We start from the raw sequence: 19,535 nt of genomic DNA, 5'->3' as shown, positions 1-19,535 counted from the left end.
TTGCTTTTCGATTTTCTAACCTAAAATCACTTATAAAATGAGTACTTCTCAATCTTCATTCAAGAGCTTTGTTCTTCCAATGATTATCATTGGCGCCTTGTTCTTTATTTTTGGCTTTGTAACATGGCTGAATGGAATTCTAATTCCTTATTTACAAATCGCATGTGATCTGACTGATTTTCAGGCTATGTTTGTTGCTTTTTCATTCTATATCGCATATACAATTATGGCACTGCCTTCATCTTGGATTTTAAAGAAAACTGGCTTTAAAAATGGGATGATGGTAGGCTTATGGGTTATGGCTATTGGAACCCTTATTTTCATTCCTGCGGCTATGTCAAGAACTTATGGTGTCTTCTTAACGGGTTTATTTGTCATGGGGACGGGGCTTGCAATTTTGCAAACAGCTTCAAATCCGTATGTAACGGTAATTGGTCCCAAGGAAAGTGCGGCGAGTCGAATCAGTATTTTGGGGATTTGTAATAAGTTTGCGGGTGCCATGGCCCCTTTGATTCTTGCTTATTATATTCTTAACGATGGTGATGCTTTTAAGCAGAGTTTAGAGACGATGAATGAGGTTGCCCGTGTTACAGCTTTAGACACTTTAGCGGCTCGCGTAATCAATCCATATATTGTGATGACTATTGTACTTTTGATTATGGGATTTGGCGTACGTATGGCCCCTCTTCCTGAAGTTGACGTTACAAAAAATGGAGATGACGAATCAGTGGATCATTCTACTAAGAAAAATATTTTCGGCTATCCTCATTTAATACTTGGTGTTTTAGCTCTGTTTTTCTACGTCGGTGCTGAAGTTGTAGCAGGTGATACTATTATCCGTTACGGCCTCTCTTTGGGAATAGAATTAAATGTCGCAAAAGCCTTTACTTCTTATACCATGGTCACAATGGTTGTGGGTTATTTATTAGGAATTACTTTAATTCCTCGTGTAATAAGTCAGAGATTCGCACTTCAAATGTCGGCTATTTTTGGTGTTATTTTCGCCCTGGGAGTTATTCTTACGTCAGGTCTTACCTCAGTTATTTTTGTTGCTTTGTTCGGATTTGCAAATGCATTGGTTTGGCCGGCAATTTGGCCTCTAGCTCTTTCAAATCTGGGTCGATTCATTAATACAGGATCAGCTCTTTTAATTATGGCTATCTCCGGTGGTGCAATAATGCCTTTGGTTTGGGGACATCTTTCTGATTCATTTGGAAGTCAGCAAGCCTACTGGGTGATGATACCTTGCTACTTATTTATCCTTTTTTATTCCATAAAAGGGTATAAGCTGAAATCTTGGAAATAAGCAGAATATTTTGCGGGAAATTAATTTAAACAGATGGATAGAAATCTAAATTATATTGCATCGAAGTTTCAGGTTGAGGGGAATATCGAAAATATTCGTCCTTTAGGTGAAGGTTTTATCAACGATACATTTTTTGTAAAAACAGTTGGAGACATTCATCCTGATTATTTGTTGCAACGAAAGAATAAAAATATTTTCAAAGATGTTCCCGGAATGATGGGGAATATCCAGAAAGTTACCACGCATTTAAAAGGCAAAATTGCTGCTGCCAATGGTGATGTGAGCCGTGAAGCAATGACACTTATTTTCACTGATGAAAATGAACGGTTCTTTATTGATGAGGAAGGAAATTACTGGACCATGTGTCTTTTCATTAAAGATAACCTGACATACGAATCTGCAGATAGTCCGGAGCTTGCTTTTGCCGGAGGAAAGGGAATTGGTAAGTTTCAATCCATGTTATCGGATATGAAAGAACCTTTGGTTGATATTCTTCCAGGCTTCCATAATATCAGATATCGTTTTGAGCAGTGGGATGAAATCTTACAAAAAGATCCTGTAGGACGTAAGAAAAATTTAAGTAAGGAAATTGCCTGGGTTGAGAATAGAAGAGATGAAATGCTAGAATTTTGGACTTTGGTCGAGAATGGCACAATTCCTACTCGGGTCACCCATAACGATACAAAAATCAATAATATTCTATTCGATAAAGAAGGCGATGTATTGTGTGTGATCGATTTAGATACAGTGCTTAATAGTACTGTGTTAAATGACTTTGGAGATGCAATGCGATCGTATACCAATACAGGATTAGAGGATGATGAGAATCTTGAAAATGTCGGTATGGATATTGAAATATTCAAGGGGTTTACCAGAGGCTATCTTCAGGAAGCTATTTCATTTTTGACGGCATCGGAGCTGGAATATTTAGCTTTTTCTGCCAAATATATTACCTATGAGCAGGTGCTTCGTTTCCTGATGGATTATATCGATGGGGATAAATATTATAAAACAAAATCAGCAGAGCATAACTTAATCCGTACACATGCGCAATACAAGTTGCTAACAAGTATGGAAGAGCAGTTTGAGGAGATGAAACGTTTTGTTGAAACCTGTAGTCAGCAATTAAAAAATAGTTAGTCAAATGAAAAATATATTCGATTCAAAAGTAGAAAAGGCATTCTACGAATTGTCTGGTATTGAGGAGATCACCACAAAAATTCCTTATGTAGAAGTTGATAATTTTCCAAAATTGGGTTTGATGACTTCACTTCGTTTTTTGGAGTGGGCTGATCAAAATCCTCAAGGAGTTATCAGTTTGCCTACGGGTAAAACGCCTGAGTATTTTATTAAATATACGCAGTATCTTCTTGAGAACTGGAACAATAATAAGGGGCTTGATATTCGAAGCAAGTATGGTTTGGGTAATATGGCTAAACCTGATCTTCGCGGATTGGAATTTGTTCAGATTGATGAATTTTATCCTATAAATCCGGCTCAGCATAATAGTTTTTACAATTATGTGATGAACTATTATATCAAAGGTTTTGGTTTGGAAGAGAAGAACTCTTTATTAATCAATTCCAATGAAATTCCATTGGTGGATAACAAGCATTTTCTGGAAGTTTTTCCTGATTACAATATCGATTTATCATTGCGATACCGTGATGCTAAGAGTGTTGTGGAAGAAATGCAACAAAAATCAATTTTCATGATCGATAATTGGTGTACTGAATACGAGCATCAAATTCGTGAAAAGGGTGGTATTGGTTTCTTCCTGGGAGGTATCGGACCTGATGGTCACATTGCTTTCAATACAAGAGGTTCGGATCATTATTCTACCACACGATTGACCAAAACCAATTTTGAGACCCAGGCTGTTGCCGCAGGTGACTTAGGCGGTATTGAAGTATCGAGAAATCGTTTGGTTATTACCATCGGATTGGATACCATTACACATAATCCGGATGCTGTTTCAATTATTTTTGCAGCAGGTGAGGCTAAGGCTGATATTGTTAGAGACTCATTAGAAACCGAACCGGATGCTGTTTATCCGGCAAGTGTGTTGCAGCGCCAGAAAAATAGTCGTTTCTATTTAACTACTGGTGCAGCTTGTAAATTAACTGATAGTGTCAATCGTTATTATAAGTCAGGTGACTGGACGCATACAAAGACTGAAAAATCGATTATCGATCTTTGTAACAAGTCAAATACATATGGACACCACCTAACACTTGAAGATTTAAAGGCCGATCCGTATACACGTTTAATTCCCAATTTGAATGAAAACACAGTTCAGTCTGTAATCTATTCGATCAAAAAGAAGTTGGAGAAGGGAATGAAACCTGATGAAAATGAGGTGATTTACCATACCGGACCTCACCACGATGATATCATGTTGGGTATTATGCCTTACACAAATCGTCAGATGCGTTCGGCTAGTAATGAAATTCATTTTTCAGTTTTAACATCCGGTTTTACTGCTGTAACCAATCGTTTTGTTATTGATGTTTTAAAAGAATGTCAGGATTTTATCGCAAAAGGTAAGATTGAGATGCTGAATTATCCTGACTTTTTCGAACTTGGTTATACTAAGAAATGGGATAAGGATGTTTATCATTTTTTGAATTCCGTGGCTGATCGAAACACGAGCGGAAAACGAAGAGGATTATGTCATCGATTGGTGCGTGCTATTGTAGATACTTGGAAAGTCACAGATAAAGCAAATCTGGATGTGACCATTGAAAAGATTATTGATGAGCTTGAAAATTCTTACGATGGAGGCAAAAACTCACCTGAAGTTCAGCGAATGAAGGGAATGATTCGTGAGTTTGAAGAAGAGTTGGTATGGGCTCACTTTGGAACGCCGGTTAAGAATATTCATCATCTGCGATTGGGATTTTATAAAGGGGATGTCTTTACAGAAACTCCTGAAAAGAATCGTGATATGCTTCCTGTTCTTGAAGAATTCAGAAAATATAAACCAACAACCATTAGTTTGGCCATGGATCCTGAAGGTTCAGGACCTGATACGCACTATAAAGTTTTGCAAGCCATTGCAGGTGCTGTGAAAGAATGGAAAGAAGAGGCCGATTTGTCAAACCTACGTATTATCGGTTACCGAAATGTTTGGTTTAAATACCATCCTGCTGATGCAGATACCATTGTTCCTGTTTCGTTGAATGCACTTGATGTACTTGAGAATTCTTTTACCGAAGCCTATATGAGTCAGGTGAATGCATCTTTCCCAAGTTATGAATATGATGGGAAATTTAATGAGCTGACTCAAAAAGTTTGGGTTAATCAGTTGAAACAGATACAGATGTTGTTGGGAAAGAACTTTTTCTACGAAAACAACCACCCCTTAGTTCGTGCAACGCATGGCCTGGTTTATATGAAAGAAATGAATGCTGATGAGTTTGTAGCAATGGCTCAGGACTTAGAAAAAGCAGTTGAAGAAAATCCGTTTTAGATCCACACTCTAAAATGGAATAGGATTGGGGGATATTATGCCTTCAATCCTTTTTTTTACTTTTACGAGTTCAACACTTAATATCCCATTTTTAATGAAAATATATTGCGTAAGACGCCTTTCGTCTAGTCAACAGATTTCAGCTTGTAAATTGAAAGACAGTATCTGGGAACAGGCCAATTTAAATACAGATTTCAGTTTTCCATGGGAAGACGAAACAGCTCCTCAAACGAGTTTTAGGGCACTATATGACGATGATAATTTCTACTTCAGATTCGATGTGGAAGATGCTAATGTTTTGACCTACGTAGTTGAAGATGACAAGATGGAAGTTGTAAATTCTGATCGTGTGGAAATCTTTTTTAGGCAAAACGATAAATTAAATCCATACTATTGTTTGGAGATGGATGCCCGTGGACGCGTATTGGATTATGCGACCCGTTATTATCGTGATTTTGACTATCAGTGGCAGTGGCCAGGAGTTGATAAGCTATATGTAACAGCCTCAGAAAACAAAGAGGGGTATGTGGTTGAAGGAGCCATTGGTCTATCTTCATTAAAGGAATTGGGATTGTTGAAAGATAATGTACTCGAAGCAGGCTTATATCGTGGATATTGTATGAAATTGCCAGAACCACAATCTCACTTAAGATGGATATCTTGGGTTAAGCCTGATTCTAAAACACCGGATTTTCATATCCCGTCTTCATTTGGAATTCTTAGCTTCGAAGACTGTGATAAGTCTTAATTAACTAAAAATAATTAGCGTATAAAATTTAATGCCCAATCTATAGTTATAATAGATTGGGCTTTTTAGTATACTGAGTTTTATTTAGATCTGCTTTATGAGACTTAATTTATGCTTGAATGTTGATTCGCTGATATGTCCAATCAGAAGGATTATGAAATACTATTAGCTTCAATTTTCATTAACAAATCATAAACGATCGATAATCCTTGAGTTGAATCAAGAAGTGAATCTGGCGTTACATCGCCTAAGGCCTCATTTTCTGTTTCAATCCAATTTATAAAACGACTTTTGGTTCCAAATATTTTAATGCCTTTTTCTAAGAGTTCTTTCATATGAATATAATTTTGGATTATTGTTTTTTAATTTTGGATTGAATAGACTGTTTTAAAGAGCAATACGCTTACAGTTTTTGAACTTGATGTCGTTATTTTCTACATTCCGTCATGATTTCAATAAATTGATTGATTTAAAGATAATGAGTGAAATGAGTGTAAATCGATTTCTACTACTATATTAATAAATTTAAGGCACTTTTACATGTTAAATTATCAGAATAATCTTTAAAATTAAATATTATTTAGTCCTGTTTTAGCAAGGCTTTTCCCTAGAGCATGATTATGTGTTTTGTAGAGATATTCACTTGTTTAGAATGTTTCTAAGGATGTTTTGGTCTTATTTTGTGAAAATATACTTATCAGTATGGTTTATTAACTCGTTTGTATTGAACTTTTATAAGCATCAAAATTGATTAGAATTTGGATTAATAGGCCTTAACAATATCCCATTTTTGTCGATCAGGAGAATTTGTTTGTTTGTCTTATTAGATATCATATTCATCAAATGGGGGTAAGATATATTCTTCAAATTTGAATAAAAGGCCATAAATTTAATACACCAAAGCTACTAGAACTCAAATGTGATTGTGAAAAAATACCATAAAAATGGTGTTCAGATTAGCAATACGATCCTATTACACTCTCACCCCTGTTGGGAACTATTATTGATTTTACTTTTTTTCAGAAATTGAAGAATAAGATGGGACGAAGAAATGTGAAAAACTCTGAAGTAGATTCAAGAAAAACTGTTGCTGATTTTAAAATCAGTTCTGTTCTAGTTGATACTCATTGGGCACTTTTATCACCTCATCCAAATTTTAAAATAGAACTCTAGCTTTTAAAGTTAGAGTAAATGGGAATCCTTTAGTCTTTTTTATCTAGAGGAATTTGACGGCACGATATCTTATCGACTCTGATTAAGGTAACGACTCTCTACGAAAACTCAGACGTTTTCATCTTGATACGAAAATAAATTGTTCTGTATGCCTTATAAATAAGGTGTTTTCGGAATAATGCTGGCAGAAAGACCCCTTCGGGGTAATGAAGTTACTGCGAAAAGCAGAATCGTATTTGCAAAGGCATTTTTAGACTGATCTGTTTGATCAAGTTTATGAATGTATCAAATAATAGGCTCCATTTTGAACTGATAAATGGGACTGAAAGAGCGAAGCTGTGTTTATCTCGTCTTAAATTATACAGTTTTTTGCTTTGAATGTGATTAGTTCTAAAATATAAATTTTCGCATAGTGAAGACTTTCAAACGAAATTACAGATGGTATGCCATATACACCCGATCCCGATCGGAAAAGAAGTTGTATAAGGAGCTTGTAGACAAAAGTATTGAAGTCTATTTACCTCTTAAAAAGGAATTAAGAGTTTGGAGTGATCGGAAAAAATGGGTTGAAAGTCCTCTGTTTACTTCATATATTTTTGTGAGAGTAAGCGAACGCGAATATTATGATGCAATAAATTCGACATGGGCAGTACGCTATGTCTGTTTTGAAGGTCGTGCTGTGCCTATTCCAGATGCTCAAATTGATTCTTTAAAACTTTTTCTGGAAGATACCAAGAGAGATGTTGAACTGACGTCTCGTAGTTTAAAAAAAGGCGATCATCTTGAAATTACAATTGGTCCTTTAAAGGGCGTTCGTGGTGAGCTCGTACAACTTCGGGGTCAGCATCGTATTATGCTACGATTTATTAGTTTGGGCTGTTGTGTACATGCTGATATATCAATGGATGAAGTGAAAAGATTAAAGACACCAGTCGAGCTTTCTTACAAGGAAAATTGACTTGATTTTTTTTGTTTTGAAAACAAACAGGGGTGGAACAAGGCTGGATACTCTCTTGAACAAGCTTGGATATAGCCAAGGATGATAAGATGTCGATAGGGCGGATTAAAGATTAATTTGCTGTTTTGACCTTAGAATGTCAAGTAGGAATATCGGACTATCTTGATCTGTCTCTCAATATCTTTAAAAAAACATCTCACATAAAAAAAATAATTCTCATCTGAAATTTAACTATACACAAGTTAAGAGGAAAAAGAAATATTTATGAAATCGGAAGTTTTTTACTTCTGATTGTTTCAAAAAAAAAGGATGGCTAGCATTAAAGACAAATTATTATCCGGACTTGTCGGACCAGTGATTATTTCTCATCGCTATGGTAAAACTTACATTAGGAGTAAGCCAAGCAGGGTTAAAAACCCTCGTACGCCAGGACAACTAAATCAGCGTGGGAAATTTAAGGCTGCGACTCAATTTGTAAGTCGAAATTTAGATGAGTTGATCAGACCTTATTGGAATCCTGAAGCCAGACGAAATTCGATGAGTGGGCAAAATTTATTTTGCAAACTCAACACGCATGCTTTCGATTCAGATGGTTATCCGGATATAACGCGGTTAAAGTTAACGACAGGTAATTTGGGAGAGATAAGCAATTTAAGATTAGAGATGGCCGGTGATACCATTATTCGATTTGCTTGGGATGATAATTCCCGCGATAAGAAAACAAGTCAACAAAATCAATTCAAGATATTCGGGATGAATTTGGATTGTGTTGTAAAAGAGATCCCCTGTGATGCTCTTCGTGAGAACGAATCATTTGTTCTGGACTTCGAAAAATTTGGTTACTCTTATTTATTTTGTTTTTTCTGGAACCCTGATCTTCAACTCGCCTCAAAAAGTGAATGGATTGACTGTAGATAAGATTATTGTAGAAGTTGATTGTAAAAATGAAACAGTATTAATTCTTAAACCGATACCTACCATGGAAAAGCGCACATATCAAGATGAGGTTGATAAATTGATAGAAGTAGTAAATTATATCTACAAACAGTTAGGACATGGTTGTCAGGAGCATGTTTATAAGGAAGTGCTAGAGCTTGAATTAGAGTTAAGGAATATTCCTTACGCCAGAAAAACAGACTCTTCTGGCATCCAGAACAACCGTAGTGAATTTATTTGTTTTGATAAGATTATTGTTGGATTGGATACGCATTCGTATTTATCTGAAGAACAAGAAAATTCGTTTATGAATAGTCTGAAAGATATTGATTCTCCGGTTGGTTTACTTTTCAACTTTGGATATAAGAATCTTCAGTATATCAAAGTCGGTGGTTCGTATGTGTTTCAATAAAGTGGAAAATATAGAATTCAGGTTTTTAAATTAGAATAATATGAATAATCCTTTTGATACAGGATATTATACAGAACTCGATTTAGCCGATGCGGGTTTTAAATCTCTTGGGAACAATATTAAAATTGCTAAGAATTGTACCATTATGGGCCTCAATAATATTGCTATTGGAGACAATGTTATTATTGATGCCTACTGTACAATCTGTGCAGTGGGAGATGGTTTCCTGGAAATAGGGTCTTACGTTCATATTGGGGGATATTGTTTGCTTTCAGCAGGAGATGGAATTTTTATCAATGACTTTAGTGGTTTGTCGCAAGGCGTGAAAATATATAGTCGATCTGATGACTACACCGGTAAATACCTTACGAATCCAACAATTCCTGAAAAATATACGGGGGTTAAACGTGGCACTGTAAAACTTGAATCTTATGTCATCATAGGTGCCGAATCTATTATTCTTCCCGATGTCACTATAGGACAAGGTTCTTCTGTTGGCGCATTATCCTTAGTCAGTAGAAATTTACCGGAGTGGGGGATGTATTTGGGACATCCTTTAAGAAAATTGGGAAACCGATCCAAAGACATGCTAAAGCTTCAGCGCGAATTTATGAAGGAACACAAAGAAATTTTTGATGGTTTTGTGAAAAAGACACTCAAATTTTAAGGAATAGATAGCCTATCTGTAATCAAATTAAATGAAGAAAGTTATGACCATTGATAGAGCAATACACGAAAAATTACTTAAGTACATTATCGAAGTTACCTTTTTAGATAAGGATGCTATTAAAGATGATACTCTGCTTTTTGAGGAAGGCATCTTTGATTCTATGGGACTTTTATTTTTGATAGATTTCATAAGAGATACGTTTCATATAGATACTAAGGATAGTGAGTTATTAGTCGAAAATTTTGCATCTGTAAATCGGATCGCTGCATTTATTTCGAAACGAATTGGAGTAGAAGAGTCGAAGAAATTGGTTATATCTGGAAAATAAAATGTGTGGTATAGTTGGATTTTATCCCTGTTGCAAAATCAACGATTCTGTTGAGGTTTTAAAGTGTATGCTGACACGAATAAAGCATCGCGGACCAGACCAGAGTGGTATTTTACTGACCCAAGATATCGGTTTAGGAAGTGTACGTTTAAGTATTATCGATATTGATAATGGACGGATGCCTCTATCCAATGAAGATGATCGTTTATGGATTGTTTTTAATGGTGAAATCTACAATTATCTGGACTTAAAAAAAGACCTTTTACAAAAGGGACATGTTTTTAAAACAACGACTGATACCGAGGTGGTTTTACATCTTTATGAGGAATATGGCGTTGAATGTTTGAATCAATTGAATGGTCAGTTTGCCATTGCTATTTGGGACAGCTTAAAAAAAGAGTTGTTTCTTGCCAGAGACAGGGTGGGGATAAGGCCTCTATTTTATTGCAAGCACGACGGCGGAATTGTTTTTGCTTCTGAAATGAAAGCTTTATTTGAGCATCCTCAAATTGAAGCACAGATTTCTTCACTTGCCTTAAGTCAAATATTTACCTTTTGGACGACGCTTTCGCCACTCACGGTTTTTAAAGATATTTTTGAAGTACAACCCGGCCACTTTATTTTGGCAAATGATAAGGAGATAAGAGAAGAAAAATACTGGGAATTGCCTCTTTGTAAATCGGAAGAGTATCAAGATTTGACTATTGATGAGGCGATTGATAAGTTTCGCATTCTTTTTTCGGATGCTGTTAAGATCAGGTTGAAAGCTGATGTTCCTGTGGGTGCCTATTTGAGTGGAGGACTTGACTCCAGTATAACAACGTCATTTATTAAGGCTAATATTCAGAGTCAATTACAAACTTTTTCGTTGAGCTTTGAGGATAAAGAATACGATGAAGCTGAATATCAAAAGAAAGCTGTTGATTTTTTCGAAACAGAACATCGAAGTATTCAGTGTGTTCAGGATGATATTTCACAAAGAATTGCAGATATAATCTGGCATTTAGAATCGCCTATTTTAAGAAGTGCTCCAGCACCAATGGGCTTGTTGTCAGGTTTGGTTAAGAAAAATGATATAAAAGTTGTTATTACCGGTGAAGGTGCTGATGAACTTTTAGGGGGGTATAATATTTTTAAAGAAGCGATAATCAGGCAGTTTTGGGCGAGAAATCCACAATCTAAGATTCGTCCCTTATTATTGAAACGATTATATCCTTATATGTCTCAAATGAATGGGGCAAAGGCTTTGAATCTATTTTTCTCATATAAGTTAACAGAAACCGATTCTTTGGTTTATTCACATTTGCTTAGATGGAAGAATACGTCGAGGATAAAACAATATTTATCTGATCATTTTAAGTCTGAACTGAATGATTATGATCCCGTTCAGGAATTAGAAGCAAAGCTGGGCGAAAGATTCAAGGGGGTTGATCTGTTGTCTCGAGCACAGTGGCTCGAAATCAATTTATTTATGTCTGGCTATTTATTATCATCTCAGGGCGACCGGATGGCTATGGCAAATTCAGTGGAAGGGCGGTATCCATTCCTGGATCATCGAATTATAGAATTTTGTATGAAACTTCCTCCTGAGTTTAAACTGAAGTGTTTGGATGAGAAGTTTTTGTTGAAAAAAATGATGCGTGGGCAGTTACCCGATGCAATTTTAAATCGCCCCAAACAGGCTTACCGATCTCCTTCAGTCAGTTACGCCGATTCTGACTATGTAAAAGATTTATTATCAAATGAGGCAATTGAATCTGCAGGTTTGTTTAATCCGGATAGAGTGAAAAAACTGAGTATGAAAATGAATTCGGGAAAGAATATCTCAGAAGTTGACAAGATGGCTTTTATGGGAATTCTATCAACTCAAATCTTAAATGATTTGTTTGTGAAGAAGCATAAAAAGGCTTTAAATAAATCTGAATTAATTGATTGTAAATTAACCCTGTTGAATTAATCTAGCATGGAAACAACAAGCAAAGCTTTCTCAAAAGAGATTTTAAATATCGAAAATATCGAATTGGTCTGTGAAGAGATTTGTCGCAAACTTAGGGGAAATATTAAGAATCAGTTGAGACGCAGAGGTGCTGTTGTAGGTATAAGTGGAGGGATTGATTCTTCGGTTGTACTTGCTCTTGCATGTCGAGCATTGGGAAAGGAAAATGTGATCGGTATTTTAATGCCGGAAAGAGATTCAAGTCCGGAAAGTTTAACATTAGCTCAGGCTTTAGCCAATAAGTATGGAGTCAGAACAGTTGTTGAAGATATAACTTCTGCTCTTAATGGCTTTGGATGTTATGAACGAAGAGATGAGGCTATTACGAGAGTTTTTCCTGAATTTAATCCTTTGAAAGATAAAACCAAGATTGAAATCAAACAGAATATTGCTCAGAATCTGCCTTCACTATTTTCATTGACAATTATTACATCTGAGGGGGAGACAATGAGCAAGCTTTTGCCGGTTAATGAATATTTGCAGATTGTAGCTGCGACTAATTTTAAACAACGTAGTAGAATGGCTATGTTGTATTATCATGCTGAAAGTCTTCATTACGCTGTTGTAGGAACACCTAATAAGCATGAGGTTGAGCAAGGTTTTTTTGTGAAGTTTGGTGATGGGGGGGCTGACCTCATGCCCATTGGGCATCTTTATAAGACTCAGGTTTATCAATTAGCTGAATACTTGGGCATTCCTCAAGAGATAATCGATCGAACGCCAACTACAGATACCTATAGTGCTGAACAGACTCAAGAGGAATTTTTCTATCAAATGCCTTTTAAAGAAATGGATTTAATTTGGTATGCATGGGAGAATAAATACAGTGAAGAGGACGTTGCTAATGAGCTTCAAAGGTCAGTAGACGAAATTCATAATATCTTTAAGAATTTTGAGAGAAAGCAACACACAACCAGTTATTTAAGATCGGCTCCTATTTTCTGAGCCTATAAATAAGTTTGTATGAATGCATTTGACTATTTATTTGATGAATCAAAAAATCTGACTAGTGACTTTTTACTGGGAGAGAGTCGTAACACATCTTTTAGTCAGATTTATCAGCAAAGCCTAAAGTTTGCCTCTTATCTGAAAGATACAATTGGCGAGAATAAAAATATCATATTGATCTCAGAAAATTCATTATTCTCAATCATCGCCTATTTGGCAATTTTAAAATCGGGTAATGTGTGTGTGCCCTTAGATCCGTTAATTGAGGAATCAAACTTATCCTATATTGTAAAGACGACTGATGCAGCTTGCATGGTCGATTTTAGAGCAAGGAAATCAGCGACAGAGGATTCAGGGTTTGTTTGTTTTAATGAATTTGATTTTGAAAAGATTATATATCAAAAGATAATTGTACCAGGGCTTAATGGAGAGACGTTTGATGATAGTCGTCTGGCTTTAATCCTTTACACTTCCGGCTCAACGGGAATACCTAAGGGTGTGATGTTAAGTCATCGAAATATTATTGCCAATACGCATTCAATAATTGGGAATTTAGGTCTGAGTGCTTCAGACATTATGGGCGTTGTGCTGCCATTTTATTATTGCTATGGTTTATCGCTTTTACATACACACTTAAAAGTTGGAGCGGCATTGGTTCTAATCAATAATTTCATTTTTATTGGTTCGTTTATAGAGAAACTGAAAGAATATAAGTGTACCGGTTTTGCGGGGGTGCCAAGTCATTTCCAAATTTTGCTAAAAAAGTCACAAAGCTTCCTGAACTCAGAATTTCCGCATTTAAGATATGTGACTCAAGCGGGCGGTAAACTGCATGATGTTTTTATTGAAACCTTTATTCAGGCGTTTCCCAATATCGCATTTTTTGTGATGTATGGTCAGACTGAGGCAACAGCACGTTTATCAATTTTATCAGCAGAGCGACTCAATGAAAAGATGGGATCGATAGGTAAAGCAATTCCTGGTGTTGAGCTTCGAATTGTTGATTCAGAAGGAAATGTTTTGGACTCAGGAGAATTGGGTGAGATTGTTGCCAAAGGCGATAACATTATGCAAGGCTATTATAAAGATCCGGCAGGCACCAAAGAAGTTTTAAAAAAGGGGTGGTTGTACACAGGCGATATCGGAATGGTTGATGAGGATGGTTATATCTTTCTGGATAGTCGTAAAAAAGAAATTATAAAGCTCGGTGGCAAAAGGATAAGCCCTAAGGAAATAGAGTCTGTTATTTTATCAGTTAGCGAGGTTGTTGATTGTACTATCGAAGGTGTTGCTGATGAATTATTGGGTGAGAGCCTTAAAGCTCATATTGTATTGAATAGTGAAGCCGAAATCGAGATGGTGAAATCCAAGATATTGAGAATTTGTAGTCAGAATTTGTCGGCATATAAGATACCACAGATGATATCTTTTACAAAGCATATACATATGAATGCTTCAGGTAAAAAAGTGAAAAATATCGATGTTGTTTAAATATTTAAGATTAGTTAATCCGTATTTGTAAATCAATACTTCAAATTATGAAATTTAATAGGCTTATCATTTTTCTGTTGTTGTTATCGATGTTTGTTTCGTGTATTCCTCAGAAAAGAACCATTTACATGCGCGATGTGAGTGGAAAGAAAAGTTATATCAACCTTTATACTAAGGCGGTTGAGGTTACTGAAGCTTATACAATCCAGCCAAGAGATTACATCTACATTAGAGTTTTAACACCTGATGAGGCTGTGGCAAGTTTGTACAATCTGGATGCAGGACAAATGAATATGAACAGCATGGGAGATCCTAGTACTCTAAAGTTTCAGAGCTATCAGGTGAGTGACGAGGGCGATATTGATTTCCCTTATGTTGGACAGGTTAAAGTGGTTGATTTAACATTAAAGGAGGTAAAAGTTAAAATGCAGGATATCCTTAAAAAGCATATCGACACATTTACCCTTCAGGTGCAATTAACAAATACTCAATTTACAATTTTAGGAGAAGTGCATTCGCCAGGACAGTATAATATGAATAAGGATCAATTAACCATTTTTGAAGCGATCTCTTTGGCCGGAGATTTAACCATATATGGTAAAAGAAAACGAGTTAGAATTGTACGCCCTACTACAGAAGGAACTAAAACGATAAACGTTGATTTAACGGATTTAAATCTGGTGGATAGTCAGAACTATTACATTCAGCCTAATGATTTAATTTATGTAGAACCTATAAAAGCTAAAATGTTTGGTTTTGGAGAAACCTTCTCTTTAGGCTTGGTAACGAGTATTATAAGTTTCTTTTTATTGGCCAATTCTCTTAAGTAAACTTACACGTATTGTTTTTTCTCAAGGAAGCAATCTTATGTCTTCCACATAGAATTCCTATTTAAACAAAGATCATGTATCATTCAAATAATCATAATAGATCAATCTCTGATGACGTATTCAGTCTGAGGAACGTTTCAAAGACAGAAAAGCCAAACATTAAGAAGTGGATTTATCTTTTTTTGAATAAGTGGATGTGGTTTGCGTGCTTTATATTTATTGGGCTTTTGACAGCTTTCTTAATAAATAAATATACGACACCTGTCTATAAGATAAATTCAACAGTTCTGATTAAGAGTGAGTCTAAGGGGCAATTGTCAGATGAAATGGCAATGATGAGTGGGTTTTCGACTCCGGATATGCAAAATTTTGAAAATCAGGTTATTTTATTGAAAACGGAATCTCAAATATTGCAAACACTGGAGCAGTTGGATTTTAATGTGAGCTATTTTTCCAGAAAAAATATTGATATAGAGGAATATAGTGCAGATAATATTTTTGATGCGATTAATGCTTTTTTATTTTCAACAGGACAACATGGTACTTATGAATTTTACTCAGAAAAACCGTTTAAGGTTATTTTAGATCCAACACAACCTCAGCTTATAGATGTAGAATTCCATATTAAAAAAGGGGAAAATGGGGAATTAAGATTGGTTGCCAAGGGTGAAGATTTGGTTGTTCATAGTTTTTTAAAGGATGAAGATGTAGATGAAGTTCATGATTTTGACCTGAATGAGAAGCTTGAATTAGGGAAGGTGATTGTGGGTAAGAATTTTGGGTTTTCGCTTGAGAGTTTACGGCCTGATTTTCTACAATTAGTCGATGAGAATGATTTTTTCTTCGTCATTCGCGATAATAAACGAATGATTGAGGATTTTAAAGAGATAGACGTTTCGTATGCAGCAAAAGGAGCATCAATTGCCAATATGTCTACTACGGGAACCTGCCTTGAAAAATCAATAGCTTTTCTAAATAAATTGATGGAAGTTTGGATACAGAATGGCTTGGATCAAAAGAATTTGATTGCCAATAATACGATCTCATTTATTGATCAGCAACTCTATGGCCTGGGTGATACTTTGGGACGAGTGGGTGCGAAACTTCAACGCTTCAGAACCTCCAATAAGGTTGTGATGCCAACAGTTCAGGTCGAAGCGGCATATACGAGATTACAAGAAATTGATGCTGAGTTGTTAAAATTGGAAATGCAGGCCTCCTATTTCAAACGTCTCAAAGGTTATTTAAATAAGAGAGAGGATTATAATAACCTAATTTCACCAGCATCAGTGGGATTGGAACAAACTGTCCTAAGTGAGTATATAACTCAGTTGGCAACAGTTCGTTCATCATTATTCCAGTATAAAGGGAAAGAGAAATTGAACAACCCGTATTTGGAAAAACTGGAGAGGCAAGAGGGGACTCTTTTGGCCACATTGTATGAAAATATCAATTCACAACAAGAATATATTAGTCACCAGCAATCGGTCTTAAATAAACAAAAGACCAGCATCTCGAGAGAGCAGAATCTGCTTCCTGGTAAAGAGCAACAATTTATGAGTATCAAACGAAACTTTGATCTCACGAACAATCTTTATACGATGCTATTGGAAAAACGGGTGGAAGCTCAAATTCAAAAGGCATCTAACCTGCCGGATAATGAGATTATTGAAAGGGCCTATTTTGAGGAGATAATCGAGCCCAAAACAGCTCTCATTTTCCAATTGGGAATCTTATTTGGGGTGTTGTTACCTGCTTTATTTATCTTTTTGAAAGAGTTTTTTAATAATAAAATTCAAACTAAAGATGACATTGAAGAGATAACCTCAGTACCCATTATTGGCAATATCGCTCTCAGTAAGAAAGATGGAGGTGTTTTAACACAAATGTATCCACGCGATCCAATAACCGAAGCTTTTAGAGCAATGCGTACGCGTATGGATTATTTTAAGAATGGAAGTGATAAACAGACCATATTAGTCACCTCATCTACTGCCGGCGAGGGGAAATCGTTTTGTGCAGTTAACATTGCAGGAATACTTGCACTTGCAGGCAGAAAAACGATTTTACTGGGCTTTGATTTGAGAAAACCTCAAATAGGAGGTTACTTAAATATTTCGGATGAATTGGGAGTAACATCCTATTTAATCGGCTCCAATAATCTTGATGAAGTGATTCATACTACAGAATATAAAAATTTAGACTGTATCGTTTCAGGACCTCTACCACCCAATCCTGCTGAATTGATTGACTCAAAGCAAACACGGATTTTGTTTGAGGAGTTGGAAAAACGTTATGATTGTATCGTAATCGATACGAGTCCGGTTGGGATTGTAACCGATGCTTTATTGTTAACGCCATATGCCAACACAAATATTTTTGTTGTTCGTCATCAGTTTACTCATAAATCATTCTTAGATCATAATATGAAAATGCTGGGTGAAGCTAAAATTAACAATCTTGGACTTATTCTTAATGGTATTAAAACGCCAAGATACGGTTATGGCTACAGTTATGTTTATGGATATAGTTTGAATAATGAATATATCAATAACTAAAACTTATTTCGTTTGTGAAATTTTGTATTATCATATTGTGAGGATAGTTGAACAATGAACATTTAAAACGATCTGCACTTGCAATAAATAATGTGCTAATTAATTAAAAATAAATTTAGTTACCTGTGAAATATTACATTCCATAATGAGTCAGTTAAAGAAAGGTGCTTTACTTTCATATTTATCAATAATTCTAACGAATATTGTTGGTTTAGTACTTACCCCATTTATAATCCATAAGTTAGGTGATGCAGAATATGGTTTATATACACTTATTGGAGCATTTGTGGGTTACATCAGTGTTTTAGATTTTGGTCTGAATAATGCCATTATTCGTTTCGTTGCTAAATATTTAGCAGAAGGGGATAAAAAAGGGGAACAAAATTTTCTGGCCATAAGCATGTGGATCTATGGTGCAATCTCTCTTTTAGTTGTTTTATTAGGTGTTGCATTGTATTTTTCTTTGGATGTCATGTTTAGCGATTCGCTAACAGAAAGTGAGATTGGTAAAGCCAAGATCATGTTTATTTTGTTGGTCTTCAACATGGCAATTACTTTGCCCGGAGGCGCATTTTCTGCAATTTGTTCAGCTTACGAGCATTTTGTGTTCCCCAGAATGATAAATATCTTACGCTATTTAGTTCGGTCGTTTCTAGTTGTCGGGCTGTTATTGTTAGGAGGAGATGCCATTGGTCTTGTAGTATTAGACACCCTGATGAATTTGATGGTTATATTATTTAATGGCTATTATGTTCTCAAAAAGTTAGGAGTGACTTTCAAACTTCACAAGTTTGAAATGGGATTTGTGAAACAAATATTTTCATATTCAGTTTGGATATTTGTTTTTGCAATCGTTCAACAATTTCAATTGAGAGGTGGACAGGTTATTATTGGTATTAAGTTAGATTCCGTATCAGTCGCTATTTATGCCGTAGGTATATTGTTGGGGAATTATTACAGTAGTTTTTCAGGGGCAATATCATCCGTTTTTTTACCCCGGGCAACTCAAATGATGGTTGCCAATGCATCAGGAGCCGAATTAACTTCAATGATGGTTAGGATCGGACGATTATCTCTCATAGTGCTATTAGCGATATTAGGCGCTTTTATCCTTTTTGGCCAACAGTTTATTCTGCTATGGGTAGGCAGTACCTATTATATTGCGTGGAAAATTGGCTTGGTTATTATGCTTGCTTATACAATACCTCTTGCTCAAAACTTTGCCAATTCATTACTTGAGGCAAATAATAAGTTTTATTTCAAAGCCCTTGTTTACCTGTTATTTATTACACTGGGAACAATTATAGGCTGGTTTTTAATAGACTCATTAGGAATATTAGGTGTTACATATGGTATTGTTTTAGGATGGTTAATTGCTCTTGTTGTGGTTAATGTCTATTACAGTAGAAAATTGAAGTTAGATATTCTGTCATTTTTTAAAGGATTGTTTAAGAGGATATTGCCTACATTCCTAATCATTCTGATAATAGGTTCTTTTATCAGAGAATTGCCTGGAACAGGCTGGTTGAATTTTGGGATTAAAAACCTATTGTTTCTAGCCATTTACGCTTTGCTTATGTATTTCTTTGCAATCAATAATTCTGAAAAAACCATTATTCTAGACCTTCTTAAGGATCTGATTTTGAAGTTTAAATGGCAATTTAAGAGTTGAGTTCAAAAAAAATATTTGATTAAGATCTCTTATAGAG

16 protein-coding genes are annotated in these 19,535 nt (G+C 35.6%); 15 read left to right on the top strand and 1 reads right to left on the bottom strand.

Annotation, left to right across the window (positions count from 1 at the left end; translation table 11 throughout):
- The first annotated feature begins 37 nt into the window (after positions 1–37).
- The 4 genes from EV201_RS07005 (at position 38) to EV201_RS06990 (ending at position 5,526) form a co-directional block, all read left to right on the top strand.
- Entirely contained in the window at positions 38–1,306 is a 1,269-nt protein-coding gene (locus EV201_RS07005; protein ID WP_130306894.1) for a sugar MFS transporter, read from the top strand.
- 33 nt (positions 1,307–1,339) lie between these two features.
- Entirely contained in the window at positions 1,340–2,446 is a 1,107-nt protein-coding gene (locus EV201_RS07000; RefSeq protein ID WP_130306893.1) for a phosphotransferase enzyme family protein, read from the top strand.
- A gap of 4 nt (positions 2,447–2,450) precedes the next feature.
- A complete protein-coding gene (locus tag EV201_RS06995) occupies positions 2,451–4,778 on the top strand; it encodes a glucosamine-6-phosphate isomerase (RefSeq protein ID WP_130306892.1) in 2,328 nt (775 codons plus the stop codon).
- Between the two features lie 94 nt (positions 4,779–4,872).
- Entirely contained in the window at positions 4,873–5,526 is a 654-nt protein-coding gene (locus EV201_RS06990) for a carbohydrate-binding family 9-like protein (protein ID WP_165389613.1), read from the top strand.
- A 152-nt stretch (positions 5,527–5,678) separates the two neighbouring features.
- Here the strand turns inward: EV201_RS06990 and EV201_RS06985 are convergent, their stop codons facing one another.
- Positions 5,679–5,861 (bottom strand): MbcA/ParS/Xre antitoxin family protein, encoded by a 183-nt coding sequence (locus EV201_RS06985; protein WP_130306890.1) that lies wholly within the window; start codon positions 5,859–5,861, stop codon positions 5,679–5,681.
- 1,250 nt (positions 5,862–7,111) lie between these two features.
- On the opposite strand from EV201_RS06985, the gene EV201_RS06980 reads away from it, so the two are divergent.
- The 11 genes from EV201_RS06980 (at position 7,112) to EV201_RS06935 (ending at position 19,498) form a co-directional block, all read left to right on the top strand.
- Positions 7,112–7,657, top strand: a complete 546-nt coding sequence (locus EV201_RS06980) for a UpxY family transcription antiterminator (RefSeq protein ID WP_207224407.1) — start codon at positions 7,112–7,114, stop codon at positions 7,655–7,657.
- Positions 7,658–7,966: 309 nt separating this feature from the next.
- A complete protein-coding gene (locus EV201_RS16375; protein WP_165389612.1) occupies positions 7,967–8,575 on the top strand; it encodes a DUF6266 family protein in 609 nt (202 codons plus the stop codon).
- Complete coding sequence (locus EV201_RS06975) at positions 8,562–9,005, top strand: GxxExxY protein (RefSeq protein WP_165389611.1); 444 nt, start codon at positions 8,562–8,564, stop codon at positions 9,003–9,005. The genes EV201_RS16375 and EV201_RS06975 overlap by 14 nt, the downstream gene beginning before the upstream one ends.
- Positions 9,006–9,045: 40 nt before the next feature.
- The gene (locus EV201_RS06970; protein ID WP_130306887.1) at positions 9,046–9,672 is read left to right on the top strand and encodes an acyltransferase; all 627 of its coding nucleotides are present in this window, start codon (positions 9,046–9,048) and stop codon (positions 9,670–9,672) included.
- A gap of 43 nt (positions 9,673–9,715) precedes the next feature.
- A complete protein-coding gene (locus EV201_RS06965; protein WP_130306886.1) occupies positions 9,716–10,003 on the top strand; it encodes an acyl carrier protein in 288 nt (95 codons plus the stop codon).
- Between the two features lies 1 nt (position 10,004).
- Positions 10,005–11,960: an asparagine synthase (glutamine-hydrolyzing) gene (asnB, locus tag EV201_RS06960; RefSeq protein ID WP_130306885.1), complete on the top strand. Its 1,956-nt coding sequence runs from the start codon at positions 10,005–10,007 to the stop codon at positions 11,958–11,960.
- Between the two features lie 6 nt (positions 11,961–11,966).
- Positions 11,967–12,944: an NAD(+) synthase gene (gene nadE / locus EV201_RS06955; RefSeq protein WP_130306884.1), complete on the top strand. Its 978-nt coding sequence runs from the start codon at positions 11,967–11,969 to the stop codon at positions 12,942–12,944.
- A gap of 18 nt (positions 12,945–12,962) precedes the next feature.
- Positions 12,963–14,438, top strand: a complete 1,476-nt coding sequence (locus tag EV201_RS06950; RefSeq protein WP_130306883.1) for a class I adenylate-forming enzyme family protein — start codon at positions 12,963–12,965, stop codon at positions 14,436–14,438.
- 47 nt (positions 14,439–14,485) lie between these two features.
- Entirely contained in the window at positions 14,486–15,268 is a 783-nt protein-coding gene (locus EV201_RS06945; RefSeq protein ID WP_130306882.1) for a polysaccharide biosynthesis/export family protein, read from the top strand.
- 227 nt (positions 15,269–15,495) lie between these two features.
- Positions 15,496–17,826 (top strand): exopolysaccharide transport family protein, encoded by a 2,331-nt coding sequence (locus tag EV201_RS06940; protein ID WP_165389610.1) that lies wholly within the window; start codon positions 15,496–15,498, stop codon positions 17,824–17,826.
- A 145-nt stretch (positions 17,827–17,971) separates the two neighbouring features.
- A complete protein-coding gene (locus tag EV201_RS06935) occupies positions 17,972–19,498 on the top strand; it encodes a lipopolysaccharide biosynthesis protein (protein ID WP_130306880.1) in 1,527 nt (508 codons plus the stop codon).
- The last annotated feature ends 37 nt before the right edge of the window (positions 19,499–19,535 follow it).

It is taken from the genome of Ancylomarina subtilis, assembly GCF_004217115.1.
GTDB classification, from domain to species: domain Bacteria; phylum Bacteroidota; class Bacteroidia; order Bacteroidales; family Marinifilaceae; genus Ancylomarina; species Ancylomarina subtilis.
The sequence above is the reverse complement of the archived record's forward strand: the minus strand, read 5'-3'. Positions and strand labels throughout refer to the sequence as shown.

Bases quoted from the DNA above. Each gene is read 5' to 3' on its own strand.
- EV201_RS07005 (WP_130306894.1), top strand. From the start codon at position 38: ATGAGTACTTCTCAATCTTCATTCAAGAGCTTTGTTCTTCCAATGATT.
- EV201_RS07000 (WP_130306893.1), top strand. From the start codon at position 1,340: ATGGATAGAAATCTAAATTATATTGCATCGAAGTTTCAGGTTGAGGGG.
- EV201_RS06995 (WP_130306892.1), top strand. From the start codon at position 2,451: ATGAAAAATATATTCGATTCAAAAGTAGAAAAGGCATTCTACGAATTG.
- EV201_RS06990 (WP_165389613.1), top strand. From the start codon at position 4,873: ATGAAAATATATTGCGTAAGACGCCTTTCGTCTAGTCAACAGATTTCA.
- EV201_RS06985 (WP_130306890.1), bottom strand. From the start codon at position 5,861: ATGAAAGAACTCTTAGAAAAAGGCATTAAAATATTTGGAACCAAAAGT.
- EV201_RS16375 (WP_165389612.1), top strand. From the start codon at position 7,967: ATGGCTAGCATTAAAGACAAATTATTATCCGGACTTGTCGGACCAGTG.
- EV201_RS06970 (WP_130306887.1), top strand. From the start codon at position 9,046: ATGAATAATCCTTTTGATACAGGATATTATACAGAACTCGATTTAGCC.
- EV201_RS06965 (WP_130306886.1), top strand. From the start codon at position 9,716: ATGACCATTGATAGAGCAATACACGAAAAATTACTTAAGTACATTATC.
- asnB (WP_130306885.1), top strand. From the start codon at position 10,005: ATGTGTGGTATAGTTGGATTTTATCCCTGTTGCAAAATCAACGATTCT.
- nadE (WP_130306884.1), top strand. From the start codon at position 11,967: ATGGAAACAACAAGCAAAGCTTTCTCAAAAGAGATTTTAAATATCGAA.
- EV201_RS06950 (WP_130306883.1), top strand. From the start codon at position 12,963: ATGAATGCATTTGACTATTTATTTGATGAATCAAAAAATCTGACTAGT.
- EV201_RS06945 (WP_130306882.1), top strand. From the start codon at position 14,486: ATGAAATTTAATAGGCTTATCATTTTTCTGTTGTTGTTATCGATGTTT.
- EV201_RS06935 (WP_130306880.1), top strand. From the start codon at position 17,972: ATGAGTCAGTTAAAGAAAGGTGCTTTACTTTCATATTTATCAATAATT.